Genomic DNA, 24,205 nt, shown 5'->3' on the forward strand with positions numbered 1-24,205 from the left:
CGACGAGGCCCCCGCTTCCGCGTCCCGGCCTCTGCGGATGCGGGACAATCTCCGGCATGCGCATCCTCGTGGCGGGCTCGTCGGGGCTGATCGGAACGGCCTCGGTGGCATGGTTGCGGGCACACGATCACGAGGTGCGCCGCCTCGTCCGCCGTCCCCCGGCGGCGCCGGACGAGTGGTTCTGGGACCCGCCGACGGGCCGGGTCGATCCTTCGGCGTTCGACCGCGTCGATGCCGTGGTGAATCTGTGCGGCTCGAGCGTGGACGAGCGTCGCTGGTCCGGCGCGGTCAAGCAGGAACTGCGCGACAGCCGGATCGTCCCGACCGACGTCCTCGCCACCGCCGCCGCCTCCGCCGGGGTGCCGACACTGGTCAACGCAGGCGCCGTCGGCGTCTACGGGCACACCGGCGAGGACGTGGTGGACGAACGCAGCCCCGCCGGGCAGGGGTTCGTCGCGGACCTGTGCCGCGACTGGGAAGCTGCCACCGCGCCCGCGCGGGCCGCCGGGGTGCGCACGATCGTTCTCCGCATCGGGATCGTTCTCAGCCCGCACGGCGGCATCCTGCGCCGCCTCCAGCCGCTCTTCCGGCTCGGTCTCGGTTCCCGGCTCGGTGACGGCCGGCAGTACATGTCGTGGGTGGCGCTCGAGGATGTGGTGTCGGCGCTGGGTTTCGTCCTCGGCCGCGGCGATATCGCCGGGCCGGTCGACGTCACCGGCCCGGCTCCCGTGACCAACGCCCGGTTCACGGAGGCGCTGGCGCACTCGGTGCACCGTCCGGCGCCGTGGACGACGCCCGGATTCGTGGTCGGCGCGGTCGTCGGGGAGATGGCGCACGCGCTGGTGCTCACCGGGCAACGCGCGCTGCCGACGGTGCTCGAGTCGGCGGGCTTCGAGTTCCGGTATCCGACGATCGGAGGCGCCCTGGCACACGCGTTCGGAACCTGAAGCCACCTCTTCGCCACAGCTCCCCGACGGCGTAGGGTCGAGGACTATGAGCAGCGCATCTTCCTCCGCCCGTTTCGATTCCGAACCCGTCGCGGTGGCGCATCTGGGGCTGATCGGATACCTGGAAGCGTGGGAGCGGCAACGGGAGATCGCCGCCGACCGGGCCGAAGGCCGCGGCGTCGACACCCTGCTGTTGCTCGAGCATCCGCCCGTGTACACCGCCGGCAAACGCACTGCCCCGGAGGACCGGCCCACCGACGGCACCCCGGTGATCGACGTCGATCGCGGCGGCAAGATCACCTGGCACGGGCCCGGCCAGCTGGTGGGCTACCCGATCGTCCGGCTCGGCGAACCCATCGACGTCGTCGGCTACGTGCGACGTCTCGAGCAGGCACTGATCGAGGTCTGCACCGATCTCGGCCTCGTGTGCGGCCGCGTGGAGGGCCGCTCGGGGGTGTGGCTGCCGGCCGAGCTGCGCGACGGGCACTGGCTCCCCGAACGCAAGATCGCCGCGATCGGGGTGCGGGTGCAGCGCGGGGTGACGATGCACGGGTTCTCCCTCAACTGCGATGCCACCCTCGACGCGTTCGACTCGATCGTGCCGTGCGGCATCCGCGACGCGGGCGTCACCTCGCTCACCGGTGAACTCGGACGGGACGTCACCGTCGCCGAGGTGATGCCGGCCGTGACCGCGGCGGTGATCGACGCTCTCGACGGCCGCCTGCCGGTGACGGATCACGACATCGAGCGGGTGACGTTCGAACAGGCCGTCGGTGCCGAACCGCCGCAGACCCCGCGGCCGGAGTTCACCACGGTGCGGTACGGCTGACCGGCTCCCCGAGGGGCCCGCACCGGGGTGGGCCCGGCCCGTGCCGCCGGGCGTAGGATCGGGTCCGTGACTGTGGCCCCAGAAGGACGCAAGCTGCTGCGGATCGAGACCCGAAACGCACAGACGCCGATCGAACGTAAGCCGAACTGGATCAGGACCCGGGCGAAGATGGGCCCGGAGTACTCCGAGCTGAAGGGACTGGTGCGGCGCGAAGGCCTGCACACGGTCTGCGAGGAGGCCGGTTGTCCCAACATCTACGAATGCTGGGAGGACCGGGAGGCGACGTTCCTCATCGGTGGCGAGCAGTGCACCCGTCGATGCGATTTCTGTCAGATCGACACCGGTAAGCCCGCCGCGCTCGACCGCGACGAGCCGCGCCGGGTCGCCGAGTCGGTGCAGGCCATGGGTCTGCGGTACTCGACGATCACCGGTGTCGCCCGCGACGACCTGCCCGACGGCGGTGCGTGGCTCTACGCCGAGACCGTGCGGCAGATCCACGAGCTCAACCCGGGCACCGGCGTCGAGAATCTCATTCCCGACTTCAACGGCAAGCCGGAGCTGCTCACCGAGGTCTTCGAATCACGGCCCGAGGTGCTCGCGCACAACGTCGAGACCGTGCCCCGGATCTTCAAGCGCATCCGCCCGGCGTTCCGCTACCAGCGGTCGCTGGACGTGATCACCGCGGCCCGCGAGTTCGGGCTGGTGACCAAGTCCAACCTGATCCTCGGCATGGGCGAGACGCCGGAGGAAGTCACCGAGGCGCTGCACGACCTGCACGCCGCCGGCTGCGACATCGTCACCATCACCCAGTACCTGCGCCCGTCGCCGCGGCACCATCCCGTCGAGCGCTGGGTCAAGCCCGAGGAATTCGTGGCGCACTCGAAGACCGCCGAGGAGATCGGTTTCGCGGGCGTGATGGCCGGGCCGCTGGTCCGGTCGTCGTACCGCGCGGGGCGGCTGTACGCGCAGGCGATGGCACACCATGGCCGCGAGCTGCCCGCCGCCCAGGCGCACCTGGCCGAGGGGGGCACAGCGGCCCAGGAAGCCAGCTCCGTGCTGGCGCGCCTGACCACCTCTTAGCCGCACCGGACCCGCAGTGGCGAAAAGCGCACCGCGGGGAAAGTATCCTGGGAGCTATGGCGAGAGGCAGCAAACCCGACAAGGAAGCGAAGGCCGCAGCGAAGGCCGCGCGCAAGCAGGCGTCGAAGGAGCGGCGAACCCAGCTCTGGCAGGCGTTCCAGCTGCAGCGCAAGGAAGACAAGCTGCTGCTGCCATGGATGATCGGTGCGATCGTCGTCTCCACCCTGGTGTTCTTCCTCGTCGGGCTGATCTTCGGTATCGAGTGGTTCCTTCTGCCGGTCGGCCTGCTCGTGGGGGTGCTGCTCGCGTTCGTCATCTTCGGCCGCCGGGTGCAGAAGACGGTGTACGGCAAGGCCGAGGGCCAGGCCGGGGCGGCGGCGTGGGCGCTGGACAACCTGCAGGGCTCCTGGCGCGTCACGCATGCGGTGGCCGGCACCACGCAGCTCGACGCCGTGCACCGCGTCATCGGCCGCCCGGGCGTGATCCTGGTGGCCGAGGGAGCACCGCAGCGCGTGAAAGGCCTTCTCGCGCAGGAGAAGAAGCGGGTCGCGCGCCTCGTGGGCGACACGCCGATCTACGACATCGTGGTCGGCAACGACGAGGGCCAGGTCCCGCTGTCACAGCTGCAGAAGCACCTGTCGAAACTGCCGCGCAACATCGACACCAAGCGGATGGACGCGATCGAGGGCCGGCTGGCCGCCCTGAGCACGAAGAAGTCCGGCGCCGCGCTCCCGAAGGGTCCGATGCCGGCCGGCGCGAAGATGCGCAGCGTGCAGCGCACCATGCGCCGCCGCTGAGATCCGTCCGGACCGCGGGAGCCCGCACCTACCCGGTGCAGGCTCCCGTTCGGCGTTTCGGGAAGGACACGTCAGCGGGACCGAACGAGAGCCGTGCCGGTCGCCCGGTCCTGCAGACCGCGGCCGTCGACGTCGGTGACGACGGCCGGCGCGATGAACACGAGCAGCAGCTGCCGGGCCAGGGCGCGAATCAGTCCCACCCGCACCGGCGCGTCGACCCGGGCGACCTGCAGGCCGACCAGATACTGCCCCGGGGTGAACGAGAACAGCGTCACCGTGAGCACCCCGACCACGAACCACACCAGCAGGGTGTAGGTGGACAGCTGGGGGTTCTCGAAGGGACGCTCCCCCACGATCGCGGTCGCGATGCCGACGGAGGTGAGCCAGTCGATCGCCAGCGCGCTCGCGCGCCGGCCGGTGCCGGCGAGCGCACCGCGTCCGGTCGCGGGCAGTCCGAGCAACTGCCCGCGGTAGTCCTGGGCCTTGTCCTGCCCCTTGGGGATCGCCGCAGCGGGTCCGGAGAGCCAGCTGCCGGTCATGCGTGCCATGGTGTCCAGGATAGGGTGCAACGGACGGACCGGCCCGACCCCACGTGCCCGCCGGTGACTTCTACCACAAATGCAGTCCTCACGACACCGGAAGACGAGCTGTAACATCGGTGAAACATGGGATTGATGGTCGGGCAACACCAGCTCAATACGGTCTGTATCCGACGCAGACGCCCCATCCCCATGGCGCGCATTGACTGAAGGAGCACAAGCGTGGCGTTCACCTCGGCCGAAGAGGTCATCAAGTACATCGAGGACGAAAACGTCGAGTACGTCGATGTCCGGTTCAGCGACCTCCCCGGCATCCAGCAGCACTTCTCGATCCCCGCGGGTGCGTTCACCAAGGACGTGTTCGAGGACGGCTTGGCGTTCGACGGTTCCTCCGTCCGCGGCTTCCAGTCCATCCACGAGTCGGACATGATGCTGCTGCCGGACGTGACCACCGCGCGCATCGATCCCTTCCGCGCTGCCAAGACGCTCAACATCAACTTCTTCGTCCACGACCCGTTCACCCGCGAGTCCTACAGCCGCGACCCGCGCAACGTCGCCCGTAAAGCCGAGGAGTACCTGGCCAGCACCGGCATCGCCGACACCGCGTTCTTCGGCGCCGAGGCCGAGTTCTACATCTTCGACTCGATCCGCTACGACTCGCAGATGAACGGCGCGTTCTACGAGATCGACTCGGTCTCCGGCGCGTGGAACACCGGCGTCGAGGCCAACGCCGACGGCTCGCCGAACCTCGGCTACAAGGTCCGCCCGAAGGGCGGCTACTTCCCCGTCGCGCCGTACGACCACTACGTGGACCTGCGCGACGAGATCTCCACCAACCTGCAGAACGCCGGCTTCGAACTCGAGCGCGGCCATCACGAGGTCGGTACCGCCGGTCAGGCCGAGATCAACTACAAGTTCAACACCCTGCTCGGTGCGGCCGACGACCTGCAGCTGTTCAAGTACATCGTCAAGAACACCGCGTGGAAGCACGGCAAGTCGGTGACCTTCATGCCGAAGCCGCTGTTCGGTGACAACGGCTCGGGCATGCACGTGCACCAGTCGCTGTGGAAGGAAGGCAAGCCGCTGTTCCACGACGAGTCCGGTTACGCGGGCCTGTCGGACCTGGCGCGCTGGTACATCGGCGGCATCCTGCACCACGCGCCGTCGCTGCTGGCGTTCACCAACCCCACGATCAACTCGTACCACCGCCTCGTGCCCGGCTACGAGGCCCCGATCAACCTGGTCTACAGCCAGCGCAACCGCTCCGCCGCGGTCCGCATCCCGATCACCGGCAACAACCCGAAGGCCAAGCGCCTCGAGTTCCGCGCGCCGGACGCCTCGGGCAACCCGTACCTGTCGTTCGCCGCGCAGATGCTCGCCGGCCTGGACGGCATCAAGAACAAGATCGAGCCGATGGCGCCGGTCGACAAGGACCTCTACGAGCTCCCGCCGGAGGAGGCCCGGAACATCCCGCAGGCCCCGACCAGCCTCGCGACCGTGATCGACAACCTCGAGCGCGACCACGAGTACCTCACCGAGGGCGGCGTGTTCACCTCCGACCTGATCGAGACCTGGATCTCGCTCAAGCGCGAGCAGGAGATCGCCCCGGTCAACCTGCGGCCGCACCCCTACGAGTTCCAGCTGTACTACGACTGCTGAGCCGGTCCCGCACGTAGTTCGTCACGAGTCCACCCGCCTCGCGTTCCGCGAGGCGGGTGGACTCGTGTCTGCGGTCCCCTCCTGTCTCCGGGGTACGCGGGCCGCTATGCGGCGTGCGCCCGCGCGTGGACGGGCGTGGTGTCGCTCGTTGCCTGCGGCACGGTGAGTGTGCCGGCCACGCAGAGTGCCGCGACGACGAAGCACGCCAGCGTGTACCACAGGTTGCCCACCGGGTCGCCGGTGCTCGTCACGCCGTCGACGGCACGGAAGAACTCCGGCAGCGCGGTGACCCACAGGAACGCCATGACGACCAGGTACACGACGCCATAGACCTGGACGAATCGGTTCGTGTACGGGGGAACATCCGGCTCGCCCCGTCGCAGGCGCACCCAGCGGCGAACGAGCACGACGACCCCGACGACGGTGACGACGACCAGCTCCACCGCATAGACCACCGCCCGGGCCGTGGTGCTCCCCATGCCCAAAACGGTCGCCGGCAGCGGGAGGACGAACGTGCCCAGCGACGCCAGCAGGCCGATCACGACAGTGCGCCACACCAGTTCGAGACCGGAGAAGTGTCGGCCGCGGTCGACGTGGCGACCGACGAAGAACTGCACGCACAGCGCGAGCGACATCGGCCAGAGCGCGGCGAACACCACCACGCTCGGGAGCGGGACCGCGTCGAACATGGGCTGGTTGACCGGATTCGTCACCGCCCAGTGCCACCATCGCAACTGGGGTCCGAGATGGTCGAAGATCTCGTAGAACGCGTGGTGCACGAAACCGGCGCACACGGCCCCGACGAGGACTCCGTAGCGGCGGAACACCCCCAGCATCCTGACGATCTCGAACGCCAGCGTGGCCATCAGCGGGTAGATCGCGACGATGTACAGCGGGAGCCGGCCCCACAGGAACTCCACGGTGAACACGTTGTGGGCGAACATCGTGTCCACGTGCTCCTCGATGCCGAAGGCAGCCGGGAAGTACAGCGGTGGTTCGATGACGAACAGGTAGGCGGTGGCGCCGAACCAGAGCACCAGAGTGGTGGGATCGCCGTGGCGGCGCAGGCGCATGACGGCGAGCACGAGCGCGAGCACCGCGCCGAGCACGATGGTGACCTCGAGAACGGGAAGGGTCCAGTTCTCCAGGGCCGAGGGGTCGCGCACCTCGACGAGACCGCCGGCCTCCTGGCACGAGAACCCCAGGGACGCGGCCAGTTCGGCGAAGGTGGGTGAGCACAGGTCGGTCATCGCGCCGGCTCCCTACGAGGCGACCGCGTCGGCGGTGTACCAGCGCGTGACGTCGTAGCCGTCCTCGTAGCGCCGGAACCACATGTCTGCGAGCGCCGGCAACTTCTCGTGGGCAGGATCGTGCTTCGGCAACTGGCTGCGCACCACCCCCGCCAGCGCGACGAGTTGCTCGGCGAGCGGCAGATCGTCGAACGCGCGTGGCATCGGGCCGCAGTCCCGCGCCTGCAGTAACGGCAACCACCTGCGCAGGCGCTGTGCGCGCCGGTACGACGCGAACATCGACAGGGCGTCGATCTTGCGGTCCGCCAACGGAACATGGTCGTTGAAGCCCTGGCAGGCCAGTCGGATGACCCTCAGCACATGACGGAAGACCGAGGGGGCCACCCGCATCCGGTAGATGTCGGACCCGACGACGGAGTCGAACACGACGAGCGCCGAACTCCGGTGTTCGACCTCCTCGACGAAGTGCCAGATGAACAGCGACGCCACCCGGTCGTCTCCGGGCCGGAACAGGGTGGCCTCGTTGTCGAGCATCAACTTGAACACCGGTGTGAAGGTTGCTTCGAGGTCCGCGGTGTAGGCGAGCCGGTAGTTCAGCGACGCCCGTGCGGTGAGCCGGTCGAATTCCGCGATGACGGCGGCGAGGGTGTCCCGGAGGCCGGGGTACCGCTCGATCAGGGCCTTGACATGCTGCCGGTGTGCGGTCGAGTGCTGGCCTTCCTGACGCATGAACGCGTCCGCCTCCGCGGCGACCGCCGGGTCGGTGATCAGGGGCTTGGCCTGGAGGATCATCTTCACGATCATCTTCTCGAAGCCGATCGCCAGGAACGAGACCGCGTTCGCCATGCTCGAGAAGGCCGGATTCTCCTCGTTCCACAGAAACGGCACGTCGTATTCCTCGAACGCGAAGTTCATTTTTCGGATCTGCAGGTCGGTCACGGGCGCTACACCTCGTCTTGCGGGGATGGGCTGGTCCGGCGGCCCCGCGACGGCTCCGAAGCCCCGGTGCAGTGATCATACGCGTATCGCAGTTGACGTATGATGAGAACGCGTTACATTTGCGGCGCCACGGGCGGAGGCCACCGCCGTGCTACCGTCGGTCGTTCGAGCGGACGGTCGACAGATCCCGCCCGGGGATCCGCCGGTCCCGATGCGGTTTCGATCCGAGGAAGCGGGCAGTGGCACGACGACGCGGTTGGGGCGGCAGCCCCCCGGAGAACGACGACGAGGCGTCTCGCCGGATCGTTTCCGCCGCAGTCGATCTGATCGGCCGGACGGGCTGCGTCATCAGCCTGGCCGATGTCGCGGAATCGCTGGGTGTCATCCGCCAGACGGTGTACCGCTACTTCCCCAGCGCGGATGCGCTGATGCGGGCCGCGGCGATCGCGTCGGTCGACGGATTCCTCGATCGTCTCGCCCGGCACATCGGCGGCATCACGGACCCGGTCGACGCGATGACGGAAGGGGTCGTCTACACCCTCGCCGAGGTACGGCGCACGCCGCACCTGGGGCTTCTGCTCACCGGCACGTACCCGAACGTCCGTCCCGACGGCCTGACGTCCGACGAGGCACAGGAGTTCGGGATGACGATGATCGGGCGCTTCGACGTCGATTGGGAGTGCTACGGATACGACGAAGCGGCCCTGCGCGAGCTCGTCGAGTACGTCCTGCGCACGATGCAGTCCTTCTTCGTCTCCCCCGACGATCCCCCGCGCAGCGACGACGACTTGCGGCGCTACCTCCGACGCTGGATGGGACCTGCGATCCTCGCCCAGCGCGACGTCACCAGGTGACGCTCGGGACCGCCTGACGGAATCCGCCCGGACAGGTGAGCCCGGGTGGACCGCCGGTGGCGTCGACTCGTCGCACGGTCGCGGCCCCACAGCGGTGACATTGCCGTGCTCACGGTCGAGTGCCTCGAAGAACCGAACTTTCAATTCTGCAGAAACCACGATCCCCGCAACTCCCTGAAATCCAGGGTGTTGCGGGGATCGCTAGAACCCGCCGTCGCTGCGGGGCCGGGTCCGTACTCCGCGCTACACCGGCTCGGGCTCGCGGGCGGCCTGTGGGGTTTCGGCCTGTGGGGTCTCGGCCTGCCGGGCCGCCTCGGCCCGGAGCCGCTGCCCGAGCACCGACGTGCGGCGACCGTAGACGGCGTAGACCACCACGCCCAGGGCCATCCAGGCCCCGAACCGCAGCCACGTCTCGACGGACAGGTTGAGCATCAGCCAGCCGCACGCGAGGACCGCGAGGATCGGCACCAGGGGCACGAGCGGCACCCGGAACCCACGCGGCAGGTCGGGGCGCGTGCGGCGGAGCACCATCACGCCGATGCACACCAGCACGAAGGCGAACAGCGTGCCGATGTTGACCATCTCCTCGAGCACACCCATGGGGAACACCGCGGCGAGCACGGCGACGATGCTGCCGACCAGCAGGGTGATACGCACCGGGGTGCCCTTGCGGCCGGTCGTGGCCAGCCGCCGCGGCATCAGCCCGTCCCGGGACATCGCGAACAACACACGGGTCTGGCCGAGCATCATCACCATCACGACGGTGGTGAGGCCGGCGAGACCGCCGATGTTGATCGCCGTCTGCGCCCACGTGATGCCGTGGGCCTCGAACGCGGTGGCCAGGGTGGCGCTGCCGTCACCGACGAGTGCGCTGCCCGTCCGCAGGTCGGTGTACTTCACCATGCCGGTCAGCACCAGCGTCACGCCGACGTAGAGAACCGTGACGATGGCGAGCGAGGCGAAGATGCCGCGCGGCAGCGCCTTCTGCGGGTTCTTCGTCTCCTCCGCGGTGGTGGCGACCACGTCGAACCCGATGAAGGCGAAGAACACCAGGCTCGCGGCGGCGAGCAGGCCGTACCACCCGTAGCTGCTGCCGTCGGCCCCGGTGAGGGCCGAGAACAGCGACTGGTGCACGCCGCTCGCGGTGCTCTGCGCGCCCTCGGCCGGCGGAATGTAGGGCGAGTAGTTGCTCTTGTCGATGTAGAAGACCCCGACCGCGATGACCAGCACGACGACGGCAACCTTGACGGCGGTGACGACGGCCGACACACGCGAGGACACCTTGGTGCCGACGGCGAGCACGACCGTGATCGCGCCGACGATGAGCAACGCCCCCCAGTCGACCGCGAGCGGGCCGAGATGCATCGTGGTGTGCGCCGTGCCACCGAGCATGCCGCCGAGATACAGCGACCAGCCCTTGGCGACGACGGCGGAGGCGAGCGCGAACTCGAGGATGAGGTCCCAGCCGATGATCCAGGCGGCGAACTCGCCGAAGGTGGCGTACGAGAAGGTATACGCGCTACCGGCGACAGGGACGGTCGATGCGAACTCCGCATAGCAGAGGGCCGCGAGGCCACACGTGATCGCAGCGAGCACGAAGGCCAGCGAGATCGACGGGCCCGCGACGTTGCCCGCGGTGCGCGCGGTGAGGGTGAAGATGCCGGCGCCGATCACCACGGCGACGCCGAACACGGTCAGGTCCTTGGCGGTCAGCTGTCGCCGCAGCCGCGAACAGGGTTCGTCGGTATCCGCGATGGACTGTTCGACGGATTTGGTGCGCCAGATGCCGACTCCGGGCATGTTGTGCTCCTCGGGATGGGGTTGGGGCCCGCCGGACCTCGTGGGCGGCCGGGGGCGCGACCCTCGTGGGCGACGCATTGTGGTGCCGCAGAGAGGGATTGCGTGAGCAATTCAGTGCAGCAATCATGGCACTGTCACTTTTCGTGTCAATATCTTCGACAACAACTACGCACGATGCTCAAATGTGACGCCCATCACAACCGAAAGGATGTCACCGTGCTCAGTTTCGATCGGCTCGACGCGGCCCTCCTCGCCGAGCTCACCCACAACCCGCGAGCCGGCATCGTCGATCTGGCAGCGAAGCTCGGCGTCGCCCGCAATACCGTCCAGTCGCGGATCCGGAAACTCGAGGAGTCCGGCGCCGTGACGGGATATCGCCCGGTGGTGGATCTGCCGAAGCTCGGCCTGCCGCTGCAGGCGTTCATCGGCGCAGAACTCGTGCAGGCGCGGATGGGGCACGTCATCGCGGAGCTCGAGCGGTTCCCCGAGGTGCTCGAGGTGCACGCGACGACGGGCCGGGAGGACCTGCTGATCCGGATGGCGGCACAGTCGCAGGAGGACCTGCTCCTGCAGCTCGAACGCATCCACGCGATCGAGGGCGTCGCCCACACCACCACCACGCTGGCGCTGACGACGCCCGTGGCGTACCGGACGCAACCCCTGCTCGAACATCTCACCCGCGACTCGGGGCACGGGCGCTCCGTGCCGACGACCGATCGGCGCTGAGGGACGTCGACGGCCGGGCCGTCGGCGCCCGGCCGCATCGGCCCTCGGACTGTTCGGTGCTCGGGCTGATCGGTGCTCGGACTGATCGACGCTCGGGGACAACAACTTCCGGGGTGAGTCAGGTTCCGGTGCACGAGCGGAAGGGGGAGGCACCGTGGTGCCTCCCCCCTTGGCCGACCGGCCGGGACGATGCGACGACCGCGTCCCGTCAGGCCGCGTCGATACGCTGCTCGGCGAGCCGGTTCGCCGCCGCGCCGGGGCCGATGCCCAGGTCTCGCGACATCGCGAAGATCTCGGCGGTGCGGTCGAAGATCGCGTTCACCCGGGACCGGACGACGCTCGGATCGGATCCGTCGACCTCGCCGGCGACCTGGATCAGGCCGCCGGCGTTGGCGACGTAGTCCGGCACCCAGGTGATGCCGCGGTCGCGGAGCAGATCCTCGACCTCGGGGCGGGCGAGCTGATTGTTCGCGGCGCCGCACACCAGCCGCGCCCCGAGCGTGCTGCCGGCCGACGTGGTGAGCGTTCCGCCCAGCGCACACGGTGCGTAGACGTCCACCGGGGCGTCGAGCACACTGCTCGCGATGCGGACCGGGAAGTCGGCGGCCACCCGGGCCAGGGCCGCGGGGTTCACATCGGTGACCACCACGTCGGCCCCGTCGGCGACGAGCAGCCGCACCAGCTCGTAGCCCACCTTCCCGAGCCCTTCGACACCGACCGTGCGTCCATCCAGAGATGCTGTGCCCCAGACATGTTCGGCCCCGGCCCGCATCGCGCGGAACACCCCCAGCGCGGTGAGCGGCGAACTGTCCCCGGATCCGCCGGCGGCGGCGGTGCGTCCGACTGCGTACCGGGTGTAACGGCCGACGACGTCCAGATCACCGGCAGCGGTGCCGACGTCGGCGGCGGTGACGTAGCGACCGCCCAGGGACTCGACGAACCGTCCGTACGCGGCGAGCAGAGCGTCGCTCTTGTCCGTGGCCGGGTCACCGAGTATGACGGCCTTGCCGCCGCCGAGGTTCACCCCGGCGACCGCAGCCTTGTAGGTCATCCCCCACGACAGCCGCAGCACGTCCTCGAGCGCGGTGGCCTCGTCGGCGTAGGGGTAGAAGCGGGTGCCGCCGAGGGCGGGGCCGAGCGCGGTGGAGTGGATCGCGACGATCGCACGCAGGCCGGTGGCGGCGTCCTGACAGAAGACGACCTGCTCGTGCGGGCGGTCGGAGAGGCGACGGGAACGGTCGAAGACTCCGGTCGGCGCGTGGTCGAGAAGAGAGGCGGTCACGAGTGGATTCCTTTCGGACGGAGACGATTCGGCGATGTCGGAGGTGGTGCCGTCAGAAGTCGGTGTCGACCCCCAGGTCGGCGAGCCGGGCGCGGTACTGCTCCACGGAGCGCAGCTTGACGTCCTCGTAGCCACGGACTGCGTCCGCCAGCTCCGCCACCTGCACCGCACGGTCGTAGTTCTCGAGGCTCAGTTCGGCAGCGAGGCGGTCGATCGTCGCGGTGTAGTGGGCGAGCAGGGCACGTTCGACCCTGCGGACGTGCGCGTACCCGAACGGGTCGAGCCGGGTGCCGCGCAGCCGGCGGCCCTTGGCCAGCACCCGCAGCGCCACGTGGGACTTCGGACCGAACCCGACCTTCTTCGTGCGGCCGAGTGCGCGCAGCACGGGCGGATGCAGCCGATAGGTCAGTTGCGCCCCGCCGGGCACCTGGGACTGCACTTCGTCGAGGAAGGCGGGGTCGACGAGCATCCGCGCGACCTCGTACTCGTCCTTGTAGGCGGTGAACTTGAACAGTCCGCGCGCGACGGCCGCGCTGAAGTCCGTGCGCGCGGTGACGCGGCGTTCGGCCTCCCACACGGCCTGCACCCGCTCGACGTACCGGGCGGCGAGGCGTTCGTCCTGGAAGTCGATCAGTGACGCGGCACGTACCCGCACGAGTCGCAACACCTCACCGTCGAAGGTGGTGCCGGCCAGCAGGTGCTCCGGTACGACGGTGACGCTCCGCTCGGGCCGCGACGGCTCGGTCGCGGCCGCGAACGCGTCCGGGTCGGCGACCGCCACGCGCCCCCACCGGAACGCGGCGATGTTCGCCGCGACCGCAACGCCGTTGATCTCGATCGCTTCCTCGACGGCCGCGGCGGGGATCTGCAGACCACCGAGCTGGTGGGCGGCGCCGACGACGAGGAAGTTCGCGGCGGCGGTGTCACCGAACAGCGCCTGCGCGGCGGCGAGGGCGTCGAACGAGGCCAGCCGACAGGTCACCGCGTCCAGCCGCGCGAGCAGCTGCTGCTCGTCCGGGTGCCGGATCGACCTGTCGTACACCATGTCCCCGGTGGGGGTGCGACTCGTCGACGCCACCGCGACGGTCGAGCGCGGGTCGGCGTAGGCGAGGTTCTTCGCGTCCGCCGCGGTCAGCAGGTCCAGCGCCAGCACGCACGACGCTCCGCCGGTGGTCACCCGGTTCCCCGGTTCGAGGCCGCCGGCGGCGAACCGCAGGTGCGAGACCACCGGGCCCGCCTTCTGGCTCATGCCGATCTGGTCCAGGGACTCGACGTCGAAGCCCGCGCGCAGCGCGGCGGTGGCGAGCACCTGGTTGACGGTGACGATGCCGGTGCCGCCGATGCCGGCGAGGAAGACGTTGCGGGTGCCCACCGGGGTGTCGTTGTCGACGTCGGGCACGGCCGGCGGGGTCGGGGCGCCGCGGCGCCGCGTCTTCCGGTCCGGCGACGCCTCGACCGTCACGAACGACGGGCAGTCCCCGTCGAGGCACGAGTAGTCGGTGTTGCAGGAGGTCTGGTCGATCCGGGTCTTGGACCCGAACTCGGTGTCGACCGGCTGCACGGACAGGCAGTTGCTCTTGACGCCGCAGTCGCCGCAGCCCTCACACACCGCCTCGTTGATCACCACGCGGGTGGTGCGGGCGGGCAGGGTTCCGCGCTTGCGTTGCCGGCGCGCGTCGGCCGCGCAGTGCTGGTCGTAGATGAGCACGGTGACGCCGGGGACCTCGCGCAGCACGCGCTGTGCTTCGTCGAGCCGGTCGCGGTGCCAGACCTGCACGCCGCGGGCGAGGGAGCGCTTGCGGTGCCGCTTCGGGTCGTCGGAGCAGACGATGATCCTGCGCACGCCCTCGGTGGTGAGTTTGCGGGTGAGCGCAGGAACGGTCAGTGCGCCCTCGGCGTCCTGCGCCCCGGTCATGGCGACGACGTCGTTGTAGAGCAGTTTGAAGGTGATGTTCACGCCGGCCGCGACACAGGCCTGCACTGCGAGCTGACCGGAGTGGAAGTATGTTCCGTCGCCGAGATTCTGGAACATGTGGCCGATGTCGGTGAACGGTGCCTGCCCGATCCACTGCGCACCCTCGCCACCCATCTGGGTCAGGCCGGTGACGGCGCTGTCGGCGCGGCCGGACATGGTGACGAGTGCGTGACAGCCGATGCCGCCGCCCCCGATCGAGCCGTCCGGCAGGGCCGTGGAGCGGTTGTGCGGGCAGCCGCTGCAGAAGTACGGGGCGCGCTTGGCAGAGAGCACCTCCAGCGGCAACTGGGGCAGCGGCGCGGGTCCGAGGTCGACGTGTCCGCGCAGCACCCGGCGCAACGGACCGCGGATCCGGCCGGCGGTGAGCTCGCCGTCGACGGGCATCAGCGGCCGGCCGTCGGCGTCCTTCTTGCCGACGATGCGCGGCGGGTGGTCGGTCCCGTAGAGGATCTCCCGGATCTGGGTCTCGACGAACGCGGTCTTGTCCTCGACGACGACGAGCTGTTCCAGACCGGCGGCGAAGTCGCGCACCAGGTCCGGACCGATCGGGTAGGGCATTCCGATGCGCAGCAGCCGGATGCCGGCGCGGTGCAGGTCGGTGTCGGTCACCCCAAGATCGAGCAGGGCCTGTCGCAGCGCGTCGAACGTGGTGCCGGTGGCGGCGAGTCCGATCCGGGCGTGCGGGGGGTCGACCTCGACGACGTCCAGGCCGTTGGCCTTCCCGTACGCGTGCACCATCGCCCAGCGCGGCCCGTACAGGTCCGCCTCGGCGATCACGCTGTCGCCCGGCGCCGCCATCGGGCGCTGCCGGTACACGAACGGCCTTCCCTCCCATTCGATCTCGGGAACGGTGATGCGCAGGTCCGCGACCGAACCGTCGACGGACCACGCGCCGTCGGCGACGTCGGCGACGATCTTGAGGGCGACGAGGCAGCCGGACGCACGCGACAGCGCGACGCCGTGCAGGCCCATCGTGACGATCTCGGCGGCGTTGCGCGGAAACAGGACCGGGATCCCGAGGGCGGCGAGGGACCGTTCGCTCACCGCGGGCACGGTGGACGACTTCGAGGCCGGGTCGTCGCCGACCATCAGCAGGACCCCGCCGTTCGGGTCCACGCCGTACATGTTCGCGTGCCGCAGCGCGTCGGTGGCGCGGTCCAGGCCGGGCCCCTTGCCGTACCAGACACCGACGACGCCGTCGTGGGTGGGCGTACCTGCCCCGAGCTGGCCCTGACTGCCCCATACGGAGGTTGCGGCGAGTTCCTCGTTGAACCCGGGCACGAAGGTGATGTCGTGCTCGGCGAGAACCTTCGGCATGCCGTGCAGCAGTTTGTCGAGGCCGCCGAGCGGGCTGCCGGGATACCCGGAGACGAAGGTGGCCACGCGGCGACCGTCGCGGATGTCGCGCACGTGCTGTTCGACGAGTTGGCGGGCGATCGCCTGGACACCGGTGAGGAGCACCGTGCCCGAGCCGGAGCGGTACCGGTCGTCCAGGTCGTAGGGAGAACGCTCGATTTCGCGGACCACGGTTTCGGTCATCGCACTGTTCCTTTGCTGCGACAGGTGTCGTGCACGTCGCTCGAGTCACATCAACTGGTTCAGCAATGATCCACACAGCTGATTGATTCAGTCAACAGAAGACTTTGCGGCGAATCATTTCGCTCAACTGTGACGTGTAACACACCGGGCAAATGGTCACGGTGATCAGCCGTCGGCGCCTCACCCGGCCCGCACCCCTGCCGGCCGATCCGGTACCGGCTCCGTCATCCGGTCCCGGCCGACGGACTGGGGGCCGCGCGCATCGGCCCCTTCCGGCAGGTCCGCCAGTTCTGCCGGATTTGTCAGAAGCCGGGGGTACCCTGAAGTGGCGCCGGCCGGTTCCGGGTCGGGCGCCTAGGGGAACTGCCGATGAACGCCTGCGCACCCCGCTGTGCCGGGGCACCGTCGTCCACGGCCGGACCGTGGTCCGCGCCGCGGGGGCGCTCGCCGCCCGGAATCACCGCCGGAACGCGCCGATAGATCACATCTGACGGATCCCGTCCCCGCCGACACCGACGGTACGGATGTCCCCCACCGGATTCACTCCATCGCGACATCGTTCCCGAAAGGACGTTGTCATGCGCACCACCCTCCCGGCCGTTCTCTGCGCGGCCGCCGCCACCCTCCTTCTCGGTTCCGGCATCGCCGCAGCGCAACCCGCGCCCGATGTCGTCGGCCTCAGCGAACAGCAGGCGATCGCCCTCCTGGACGCGGAAGGCATCCCCTACAAGATCACCAACCGCGCCGGGAATCTGTCCGGCGACTGCCGCGTCACCGAACAACGGGATCGCGGCTACCGCACCGAGGTCGACTACGTGTACGACCACGACGACGACGAGTTCGATCGCGTCGAACGACAGGTGTGGCTGGGCGTGGGCCTGGTCGTCGTCTGCCGCTGAGCGGTCCGGAGTCGCCGAGCTACCGGCGCGGCTCGAAGACCTCGAGCTGCGCGCGGGCACGGAGCATGTCGGCGTCCACGGTGTACAGGGCGTCGAGATAGGCGACGGCGAACGTGCCGGGTCCCACGGCCGCCGCCTCGGCCATCTCCGCGGCGACGGCGACGTGCACGTGGGCCGCGGCGAGCCCGATCAACGGCGTCGGCGTGACAGCGAGGTATGCGGCGACGAGACCGCCGAGCGCGCAGCCCGTGGCCGTCACCCGCTGCAGCATCGCGCTGCCCCCACCGACCCGCACCCCGATCACTGCCCCGTCGGCGTCCCGGCCGACGAGGTGATCGACTGCGCCCGAAGCCGATACGGATTCGGCGCGATCGAGCAGGGTCAGCGCCGCCGGGACAGCCGCCGCCGCATCGGCGGAACTGTCGACGCCGCGGGTCTCACCCCGCAGGCCTGCCAGGGCGATGATCTCGGATGCGTTGCCGCGGATCGCCGTCGGCCGGTGCGCCGACAGTTCGGCGGCGAGATCGCTGCGCCACGGCAGACCCCCCACTCCGACCGGGTCGAGGACCCACGGGGTGCCGGCCTCGTGAGCGCTGCGGGCCGCGAGACGGAACGCCTGCGCGGTGGCATCGTCGGGTGTGCCGACATTGACCAGGACGCCGTCCGCCGCCCGCGCGAATCCGCCGGCCTCGTGCACGTTGTCGATGTGCGCATTGCTCGCGCCTGCCGCCAGCAGCACGTTGGTGACGAAGTTCGCCGAGACCACGTTCGTCAGGGACTGCACGACCGGTGTCCGCGCCCGCAGTTCCCCGAGCGCCTCGGCCACGGCGTCGACCGTCGGGACACTGCGCGAAATCGTCACGAATCTCCTCTTCTCACATACGAATCGGGTCGGTGCGGCAGCTGGATCCGGATCTCACGTCCCGAACACGCGTTCCACGACAGCCCGCGCACGCCGGGTGACCCGCAGATAGTGGTCGAGGAACTCGGAGGCGTCACCCCCCGGCCAGCCGGCGACCTGCGCCACCGCCGAGAGCAGCTTCCCCGGACCGGGCAGCTGATCGGTCCGTTTGCCGCGCACCAGCACGAGCGCGTTGCGGGCGCGAGTGGCGGTGAGCCACGCGTCGCGCAGCAGTGCGACGTCCGCGGTGCTGAGCAGTTCGGCGGCACCGATCGCGTCGAGCGTCTCGAGCGTCGACGTGTTGTGCAGCGACTCGATGTTGTGAGCGTGCTGCAACTGCAGCAGCTGCACGGTCCACTCGATGTCGGCCAGACCGCCGCGGCCCAGCTTGGTGTGCGTGGCGGGATCGGCGCCGCGCGGCAACCGTTCCGAGTCGACGCGGGCCTTCATCCGGCGGATCTCGCGCACCGCCTCGTCCGACACACCGCCGGCCGGGTAGCGGGTGGCGTCGATCATGTGCAGGAAGCGCAGCCCGAGGTCGGCGTCCCCGGCCACCGCGTCGGCCCGCAGCAGTGCCTGCACCTCCCACGTCTGCGCCCACTGCGCGTAGTACGCCTGGTAGGACGCGAGGGTGCGCACCATCGGGCCGCTGCGCCCCTCGGGGCGCAGCCCGGTGTCGACCTCGAGCGGCGGATCCGTGCTCGGCGCACCGAGCAGGGCGCGCACCCGCTCGGCGACCTGGTTGGCCCACTTCACCGCCGCGGTCTCGTCCGCGCCGGCAGTCGGTTCGCACACGAACAGCACGTCGGCGTCGGATCCGTAGCCCAGCTCGCCACCGCCGAGGCGGCCCATGCCGATCACCGCGAGTCGTGCCGGAGCCGGCCCGTCCTCCAGCTCGGACGCCTTGATCACGGCCGTCAGGGCAGCCTCGAGCACGGCCGCCCACACGGCGGACAGCGCGCGGCACACCTGCGGTACATCCAGCATGCCCAGGATGTCGGCGCTGGCGATACGGGCGAGTTCGGCCCGGCGCAGCGACCGGGCCGCGTTGATGGCCTTGTCGGGAGTGCCGTAGCGGGCCGAGGAGGTGACGATGGCCTTGGCGACCTCCTCGGGCTGCGGTTCGAGGAGCCGGGGACCGCTGGCGCCGTCGGCATAGAGCCGGACGACGTCCGGGGCCCGGACCAGCAGATTGGACACGTAGGCGGAGGAGCCGAGCACCGTCATGAGCCGGTCCGCGACGGACGGCTCGTCGCGCAGCGTCCGCAGGAACCACACCCGATCGACGAGCGCCTCCGACAGGCGGCGGTAGGCGAGCAGGCCGGCGTCGGGGTCGCTCGTCTCCCCCAGTGCCTCGAGCAGCTGGGGCAGCAGCAGCGCCTGGATGCGGGCCTTGCGCGAGGCACCGCCGGACAGCGCCGTCAGGTGGCCGAGCGCGTTCTCGGGTGCGCCGTAGCCCAGCGCGGCGAGCTGGCGGATCGCGGCGTCGGGCGACAGCCGCAGCGCCTCCTTGTCCACCCGGGCGACCGACTCGAGCAGCGGGCGGTAGAACAGCTTCGCGTGCAGTTTGCGTACCCGCGCCGCGTTGCGCTTGATCTCCGCCTCGAGCACGCCGAGCGCGTCGTGCCGGCCGTCCGGGCGCATGTGCGCGGCGCGGGCGAGCCAGCGCATCGCCTCCCGGTCCTCCGGGGGCGGCAGCGTGTGCGTGCGTTTGAGCCGTTGCAGCTGCAGCCGGTGCTCGAGCAACCGCAGGAACTCGTAGGAGGCCCGCAGGTTCGCGGCGTCGTCGCGCCCGACGTATCCCCCGCCGGCGAGGGCGGACAGCGCCTGCACCGTGTTCGGCACGCGCAGTGACTCGTCGGCGCGGCCGTGCACGAGCTGCAGCAGCTGGACCGCGAACTCGACGTCGCGCAAGCTGCCGCGGCCGAGCTTGAGTTCGCGCTCGCGCAGTTCGGCGGGCACGAGCTCCTCGACGCGCCGGCGCATCGCCTGCACCTCGGGCACGAAGGCATCCCGCTCGGACGCCGTCCACACCATCGGACTGAGCGCCTCGACGTAGCGGCGGCCGAGGTCGAGGTCGCCGGTCATCGGCCGGGCCTTGAGCAGCGCCTGGAACTCCCAGGTCTTCGCCCAGCGCTGGTAGTACGCGACGTGCGAGTCCAGGGTGCGGACCAGTTCGCCGCGCTTGCCCTCGGGACGCAGCGCGGCGTCGACGTCGAAGAACGCCGAGGTGCCGATCCTCATCATCTCCCCGGCGATGCGGCTGGCGCGGGCATCGGACGGTTCGGCGACGAACACGACGTCGACGTCGCTGACGTAGTTCAGCTCGCGGGCCCCGCACTTGCCCATTGCGATCACGGCCAGGTCGACGGTGCAGGGTCCGTCGGTGACGACATTGGCGACGGCCACCGCCAGGGCCGCCGTCAGCGCCGCGTCGGCGAGGTCCGCGAGCCGCTGGCCCACCTCGAGGTACGGCAGGACCGGCTCGTTCTCCACCACGGCGGCGAGGTCGGCGGCCGCGAGCAGCGCCAACTGATCGCGGTAGCCGGTGCGCAGGGCCGCCACCGCGTCCGGACCGGTGATCTTCGCCCGGTAGATCAGACGATTCTCGCCCGTCCCGGCCTCGGGCTCGGCGTCGACGCAGCCGAGCATCCGCTCGGTGAGGGTTCGCCGGTCGGGCAGGTGCAGCGTCCCGGCGAGACCACGCCACCGGTCCGGGTGGGCGACGATGTGGTCACCGAGGGCGGACGAGCCACCGAACAGACCGAACAGCCGTCCGCGCAGTCCCTTGTCGGTGCGCAGTGCGGCGTCGAGTTCCGCCCACCCCTCCCCGAGCGCGTCGTGCAGGCGGGCCAGGGTCCGCAGCGCGAGGTCCGCGTCGGGTGCGCGCGAGAGCGCCCACAGCAGTTCGGTGCTGTCGGTGCCGGTCCAGCCGAGCTGCCGGAGCTCGTCCGGCGCGGACGGGGCGAGCAGGCCGAGCCGCCCGGCGCTCGGTATCGCCGAGCGCGCCGCCGGGGGTCTCACCATGATGGCTTCGTTCCGGCGCGGGACATTGCCGCCCGAGTGGGCACGGACCTCACCTCTTCGTCGTCGTCAACCGTCCGGTCCGCGGCGACTCCCCGTGCGGCCGCGGCCGGCAAGGGGTTACAAGCCCAGGTACTGGTCCAGTTCGTACGGGGTGACCTGGCTGCGGTAGTTCTCCCACTCCGTCCACTTGTTGCGGAGGAAGAAGTTGAACACGTGCTCGCCGAGCGCCTCGGCCACCAGTTCCGACTTCTCCATCTCCCGCAGAGCGATGTCGAGGTCGGTGGGCAGCTCGCGGTATCCCATCGCACGCCGTTCCGCGGAGGTCAGCGCCCACACGTCGTCCTCGGCCTCGGGTCCGAGCTCGTAGCCCTTCTCGATGCCGCGCAGGCCGGCGGCGAGCAGCACCGCGAACGTCAGGTACGGGTTGCAGGCCGAGTCGGGTGTGCGGATCTCCACCCGGCGCGACGACGCCTTGCTCGGCGTGTACATCGGCACCCGCACCAGGGCGGAACGGTTGGACGGGCCCCAGCACGCCGCGGTGGGCGCCTCGCCGCCGTGCACGATGCGCTTGTAGGAGTTGACCCACTGGTTGGTCACGGCGCTGATCTCGTTGGCGTGTTCGAGCACCCCGGCGATGAACGCCTTGCCGGTCGCCGAGAGCTGCAGCGGATCGTCGGGATCGTGGAAGGCGTTGTTCTCACCCTCGAACAGGCTCATGTGGGTGTGCATCGCCGAGCCCGCGTGCTCGCGGAACGGCTTGGGCATGAACGTCGCGCGCACGCCCTCCGACATCGCGATCTCCTTGACCACGTAGCGGAAGGTCATCACGTTGTCGGCCATGGACAGCGCGTCGGCGTACCGCAGGTCGATCTCCTGCTGGCCGGGCGCGGTCTCGTGGTGGCTGAACTCGACGGAGATACCCATCGACTCGAGCGCGTCGATGGCGTGGCGGCGGAAGTTCGGGGCCGAGCGGTGCACCGACTGGTCGAAATAGCCGCCGTCGTCGGCGGGCACCGGCAGCGCCCCCGGTTCACCGTTCTCGATGAGGAAGAACTCGATCTCGGGGTGCACGTAGCAGCTGAAGCCCAGGTCGGACGCCTTGTTGAGCTGGCGGCGCAGCACGTGTCGCGGGTCGGCCCAGCTGGGGGTGCCGTCGGGCATGGTGATGTCGCAGAACATGCGGGCCGAGTACTGCTGGCCCTTGCCGTCGGCCCACGGCAGCACCTGGAAGGTCGAGGCGTCCGGGCGGGCGACCATGTCGGCCTCGGAGATGCGGGAGAAGCCCTCGATGGCCGAGCCGTCGAACCCGATACCCTCCTCGAAGGCTCCTTCGAGTTCGGCCGGGGCGATCGCCACCGACTTGAGGGTTCCGACGACGTCGGTGAACCACAAGCGCACGAACCGAATGTCGCGCTCTTCGAGGGTGCGGAGCACGAACTCCTTCTGGCGATCCATACGGCCGAGACTAGGCACAGTGCGTTAAATCCGTGTTACATCCGCGGGTTGTGGCTCCGGCGTGTCGCTCACATCGGCGGGTGGTCAGCACCGCAGGTCCGCGGCGGGCGCCTGCCCGGTCACGAAGTAGCTGGTCACCGGGTCGTCGACGCAGCTCTCGCCGTCCAGGACGACGGTGTGCTGGGTACCCGTGAAGGTGACGAGTGCGCCGCCGAGTTGCCGCGCGAGGTCCACCCCCGCCTGGTACGGCGTCGCGGGGTCGCCGGTGGTGGAGACGACGAGCACGGTCGGCAGGCCCGGCACGTCGGGGGTGTGCGGCGCACCGGTCGGCGGCACCGGCCAGAAGGCACACAGGTCCCGCGGCGCGGCGCCGCTCGCCCGGCCGTCGTCGAGGAACGGCGCCGCCTGCCGGTACAGCCGGTCGGCCTCGGCGGCGACAGCCGGGTCGGTCACCGGCGGATCGTCCACGCACCGGATCGCATTGAACGCGTCGGTGGCGTTGGTGTAGGTGCCGTCGTCGCCGCGTCCCTCGTACAGGTCCGCGAGCAGCAACAGCGTGTCGCCCCGGCCGTCGGTCAGCGCCACGAGGCCCGCCCGCAGCGAACCCCACAACCGCGGCGTGTACAGACCCTGCTGCACCCCGGTGATCGCGTCCCGGTGGCTCAGCCCCCGCGGATCCGTCGTCTCCGCGGGCGCCGCGATCAGCGGATCCACGAGAGCGCGGAACTTCTCCACCGCCGCAGCCGGGTCGGTGCCGAGCGCACAGTCGTCGTAGCGGGCGCAGTCCGCCGCGAAGGCGTCGAACGCGGTCTGGAAGCCGGCCGCCTGCAGCAGGACCTCGTCGAGGGGATCCTGCTCGGGATCGAGCGCACCGTCGAGCACCATCGTCCGCACCCGATCGGGGAAGGTCTCCGCATAGAGCGTGCCGATCCGGGTGCCGTACGAGAAGCCGAGGTAGTTCAGTTTCTCGTCGCCGAGGACGGAGCGGATGACGTCCATGTCGCGCACCACTTCGCGGGTGCCCACGTGGGCGAGCAGGTCGGTCCCGGTGCGCTGCGCGCAGGTGTCGGCGTAGTCGCGGTGCCGCTGCTCCGTCCGCGCGATGCCCTCGGCACTCATGTCGCCGTCGTCGAACGCGCGGTCGGCGTCCGCCTCGGCGTCGGTGCGGCAGCGCACCGCGGGTTCGGAGGCGCCGATGCCGCGGGGATCGAAGCCGATCACGTCGAAACGGTCGGTCAGCTCGGTGCCGTCGGCGACGGTGGCGAGCCCGAGCCCGGACGCGCCCGGTCCGCCGGGGTTGACGAGCAGCGAGCCGATTCGCTGCCCCGAGGCCGGCGAACGGGAGATCGCCACGGTGATCGTCTGCCCGCCGGGGTCGTCGTAGTCCAACGGCACCGTGATCCGCGCACACTGCACGCCGCGCGGCAGCGGGCCGGCGTCGGTGTCGTAGTCCCGGCAGGACTCCCACTGCACCGGCTGTCCGTAGAACTGCTCGAGGCCGGCCGGGGCGCCGAGCGGTGCCGTCCGCGGCGGCGCGGTCTCGGTCGTGGTGCTGCACCCTGCGGCGAGCAGCACCACGGCGGTCACCGCGACGGCGCGCGACGCGGCGCGGAGTGGAAGGGACGACACCCAGCGATGGTGCCACGGGAAGTCCGTGGCCGGTGCGGCGGTTCGGGACCGGCCGAGCGGCGGGTGTGACCAATCGCA

The 24,205-nt window shown here is 70.2% G+C and carries 18 protein-coding genes; 8 read left to right on the forward strand and 10 right to left on the reverse strand.

Annotated elements, in window-relative coordinates; translation table 11 throughout:
- Positions 1-56: 56 nt before the first annotated feature.
- The 4 genes from ACM26Y_RS14835 to ACM26Y_RS14850 all read left to right on the forward strand — a co-directional run bounded on the left by ACM26Y_RS14835 (position 57) and on the right by ACM26Y_RS14850 (position 3,653).
- Complete coding sequence (locus ACM26Y_RS14835; RefSeq protein ID WP_003934100.1) at positions 57-947, forward strand: TIGR01777 family oxidoreductase; 891 nt, start codon at positions 57-59, stop codon at positions 945-947.
- A gap of 46 nt (positions 948-993) precedes the next feature.
- Positions 994-1,776, forward strand: a complete 783-nt coding sequence (gene lipB / locus ACM26Y_RS14840) for a lipoyl(octanoyl) transferase LipB (protein WP_003934099.1) — start codon at positions 994-996, stop codon at positions 1,774-1,776.
- A gap of 66 nt (positions 1,777-1,842) precedes the next feature.
- Positions 1,843-2,856 carry a lipoyl synthase gene (lipA, locus tag ACM26Y_RS14845; protein WP_003934098.1) on the forward strand — a complete coding sequence of 338 codons (1,014 nt, stop codon included), beginning with the start codon at positions 1,843-1,845 and terminating at the stop codon, positions 2,854-2,856.
- 56 nt (positions 2,857-2,912) lie between these two features.
- Positions 2,913-3,653 (forward strand): DUF4191 domain-containing protein, encoded by a 741-nt coding sequence (locus ACM26Y_RS14850; RefSeq protein WP_003934097.1) that lies wholly within the window; start codon positions 2,913-2,915, stop codon positions 3,651-3,653.
- 71 nt (positions 3,654-3,724) lie between these two features.
- Here the strand turns inward: ACM26Y_RS14850 and ACM26Y_RS14855 are convergent, their stop codons facing one another.
- Positions 3,725-4,201, reverse strand: coding sequence for an RDD family protein (locus tag ACM26Y_RS14855; protein ID WP_040780772.1), 477 nt, complete (start codon positions 4,199-4,201; stop codon positions 3,725-3,727).
- 213 nt (positions 4,202-4,414) lie between these two features.
- Between ACM26Y_RS14855 and glnA the strand changes: the two genes are divergently transcribed.
- Positions 4,415-5,851, forward strand: coding sequence for a type I glutamate--ammonia ligase (gene glnA / locus ACM26Y_RS14860; protein WP_054374447.1), 1,437 nt, complete (start codon positions 4,415-4,417; stop codon positions 5,849-5,851).
- 104 nt (positions 5,852-5,955) lie between these two features.
- Here the strand turns inward: glnA and ACM26Y_RS14865 are convergent, their stop codons facing one another.
- Both ACM26Y_RS14865 and ACM26Y_RS14870 read right to left on the reverse strand, forming a co-directional pair.
- Positions 5,956-7,101 carry a hypothetical protein gene (locus ACM26Y_RS14865; RefSeq protein WP_416061268.1) on the reverse strand — a complete coding sequence of 382 codons (1,146 nt, stop codon included), beginning with the start codon at positions 7,099-7,101 and terminating at the stop codon, positions 5,956-5,958.
- Positions 7,102-7,113: 12 nt separating this feature from the next.
- Positions 7,114-8,040 carry a metal-dependent hydrolase gene (locus ACM26Y_RS14870; RefSeq protein ID WP_003934093.1) on the reverse strand — a complete coding sequence of 309 codons (927 nt, stop codon included), beginning with the start codon at positions 8,038-8,040 and terminating at the stop codon, positions 7,114-7,116.
- 239 nt (positions 8,041-8,279) lie between these two features.
- Here ACM26Y_RS14870 and ACM26Y_RS14875 point away from each other — a divergent pair, with 239 nt between their 5' ends.
- Positions 8,280-8,894 (forward strand): TetR/AcrR family transcriptional regulator, encoded by a 615-nt coding sequence (locus tag ACM26Y_RS14875; RefSeq protein ID WP_003934092.1) that lies wholly within the window; start codon positions 8,280-8,282, stop codon positions 8,892-8,894.
- 243 nt (positions 8,895-9,137) lie between these two features.
- Here the strand turns inward: ACM26Y_RS14875 and ACM26Y_RS14880 are convergent, their stop codons facing one another.
- Positions 9,138-10,694 (reverse strand): amino acid permease, encoded by a 1,557-nt coding sequence (locus tag ACM26Y_RS14880; RefSeq protein WP_416061269.1) that lies wholly within the window; start codon positions 10,692-10,694, stop codon positions 9,138-9,140.
- Between the two features lie 216 nt (positions 10,695-10,910).
- On the opposite strand from ACM26Y_RS14880, the gene ACM26Y_RS14885 reads away from it, so the two are divergent.
- Entirely contained in the window at positions 10,911-11,420 is a 510-nt protein-coding gene (locus ACM26Y_RS14885; protein ID WP_003937105.1) for an Lrp/AsnC family transcriptional regulator, read from the forward strand.
- Positions 11,421-11,628: 208 nt separating this feature from the next.
- Here the strand turns inward: ACM26Y_RS14885 and ACM26Y_RS14890 are convergent, their stop codons facing one another.
- Both ACM26Y_RS14890 and ACM26Y_RS14895 read right to left on the reverse strand, forming a co-directional pair.
- On the reverse strand, positions 11,629-12,702 hold the full coding sequence (locus ACM26Y_RS14890; RefSeq protein ID WP_416061270.1) for a Glu/Leu/Phe/Val family dehydrogenase: 1,074 nt from the start codon (positions 12,700-12,702) through the stop codon (positions 11,629-11,631).
- A gap of 52 nt (positions 12,703-12,754) precedes the next feature.
- Positions 12,755-16,216: an indolepyruvate ferredoxin oxidoreductase family protein gene (locus ACM26Y_RS14895; protein WP_416061271.1), complete on the reverse strand. Its 3,462-nt coding sequence runs from the start codon at positions 16,214-16,216 to the stop codon at positions 12,755-12,757.
- A 578-nt stretch (positions 16,217-16,794) separates the two neighbouring features.
- Here ACM26Y_RS14895 and ACM26Y_RS14900 point away from each other — a divergent pair.
- The gene (locus tag ACM26Y_RS14900; protein ID WP_003937102.1) at positions 16,795-17,115 is read left to right on the forward strand and encodes a PASTA domain-containing protein; all 321 of its coding nucleotides are present in this window, start codon (positions 16,795-16,797) and stop codon (positions 17,113-17,115) included.
- A gap of 19 nt (positions 17,116-17,134) precedes the next feature.
- Here ACM26Y_RS14900 and thiM read toward each other — a convergent pair whose 3' ends face one another.
- The 4 genes from thiM to ACM26Y_RS14920 form a co-directional block, all read right to left on the reverse strand.
- A complete protein-coding gene (gene thiM / locus ACM26Y_RS14905) occupies positions 17,135-17,977 on the reverse strand; it encodes a hydroxyethylthiazole kinase (protein ID WP_416061272.1) in 843 nt (280 codons plus the stop codon).
- Between the two features lie 54 nt (positions 17,978-18,031).
- Complete coding sequence (locus tag ACM26Y_RS14910; RefSeq protein ID WP_289378850.1) at positions 18,032-21,043, reverse strand: bifunctional [glutamine synthetase] adenylyltransferase/[glutamine synthetase]-adenylyl-L-tyrosine phosphorylase; 3,012 nt, start codon at positions 21,041-21,043, stop codon at positions 18,032-18,034.
- A 117-nt stretch (positions 21,044-21,160) separates the two neighbouring features.
- Positions 21,161-22,498, reverse strand: coding sequence for a glutamine synthetase family protein (locus tag ACM26Y_RS14915; RefSeq protein WP_010594312.1), 1,338 nt, complete (start codon positions 22,496-22,498; stop codon positions 21,161-21,163).
- A gap of 84 nt (positions 22,499-22,582) precedes the next feature.
- A complete protein-coding gene (locus ACM26Y_RS14920) occupies positions 22,583-24,127 on the reverse strand; it encodes an alpha/beta hydrolase (RefSeq protein WP_416061273.1) in 1,545 nt (514 codons plus the stop codon).
- Positions 24,128-24,205: the final 78 nt, after the last annotated feature.

The sequence above is a fragment of the Rhodococcus indonesiensis genome, from assembly GCF_047782815.1.
In the GTDB taxonomy this organism is placed as follows: Bacteria; Actinomycetota; Actinomycetes; order Mycobacteriales; family Mycobacteriaceae; genus Rhodococcus; species Rhodococcus indonesiensis.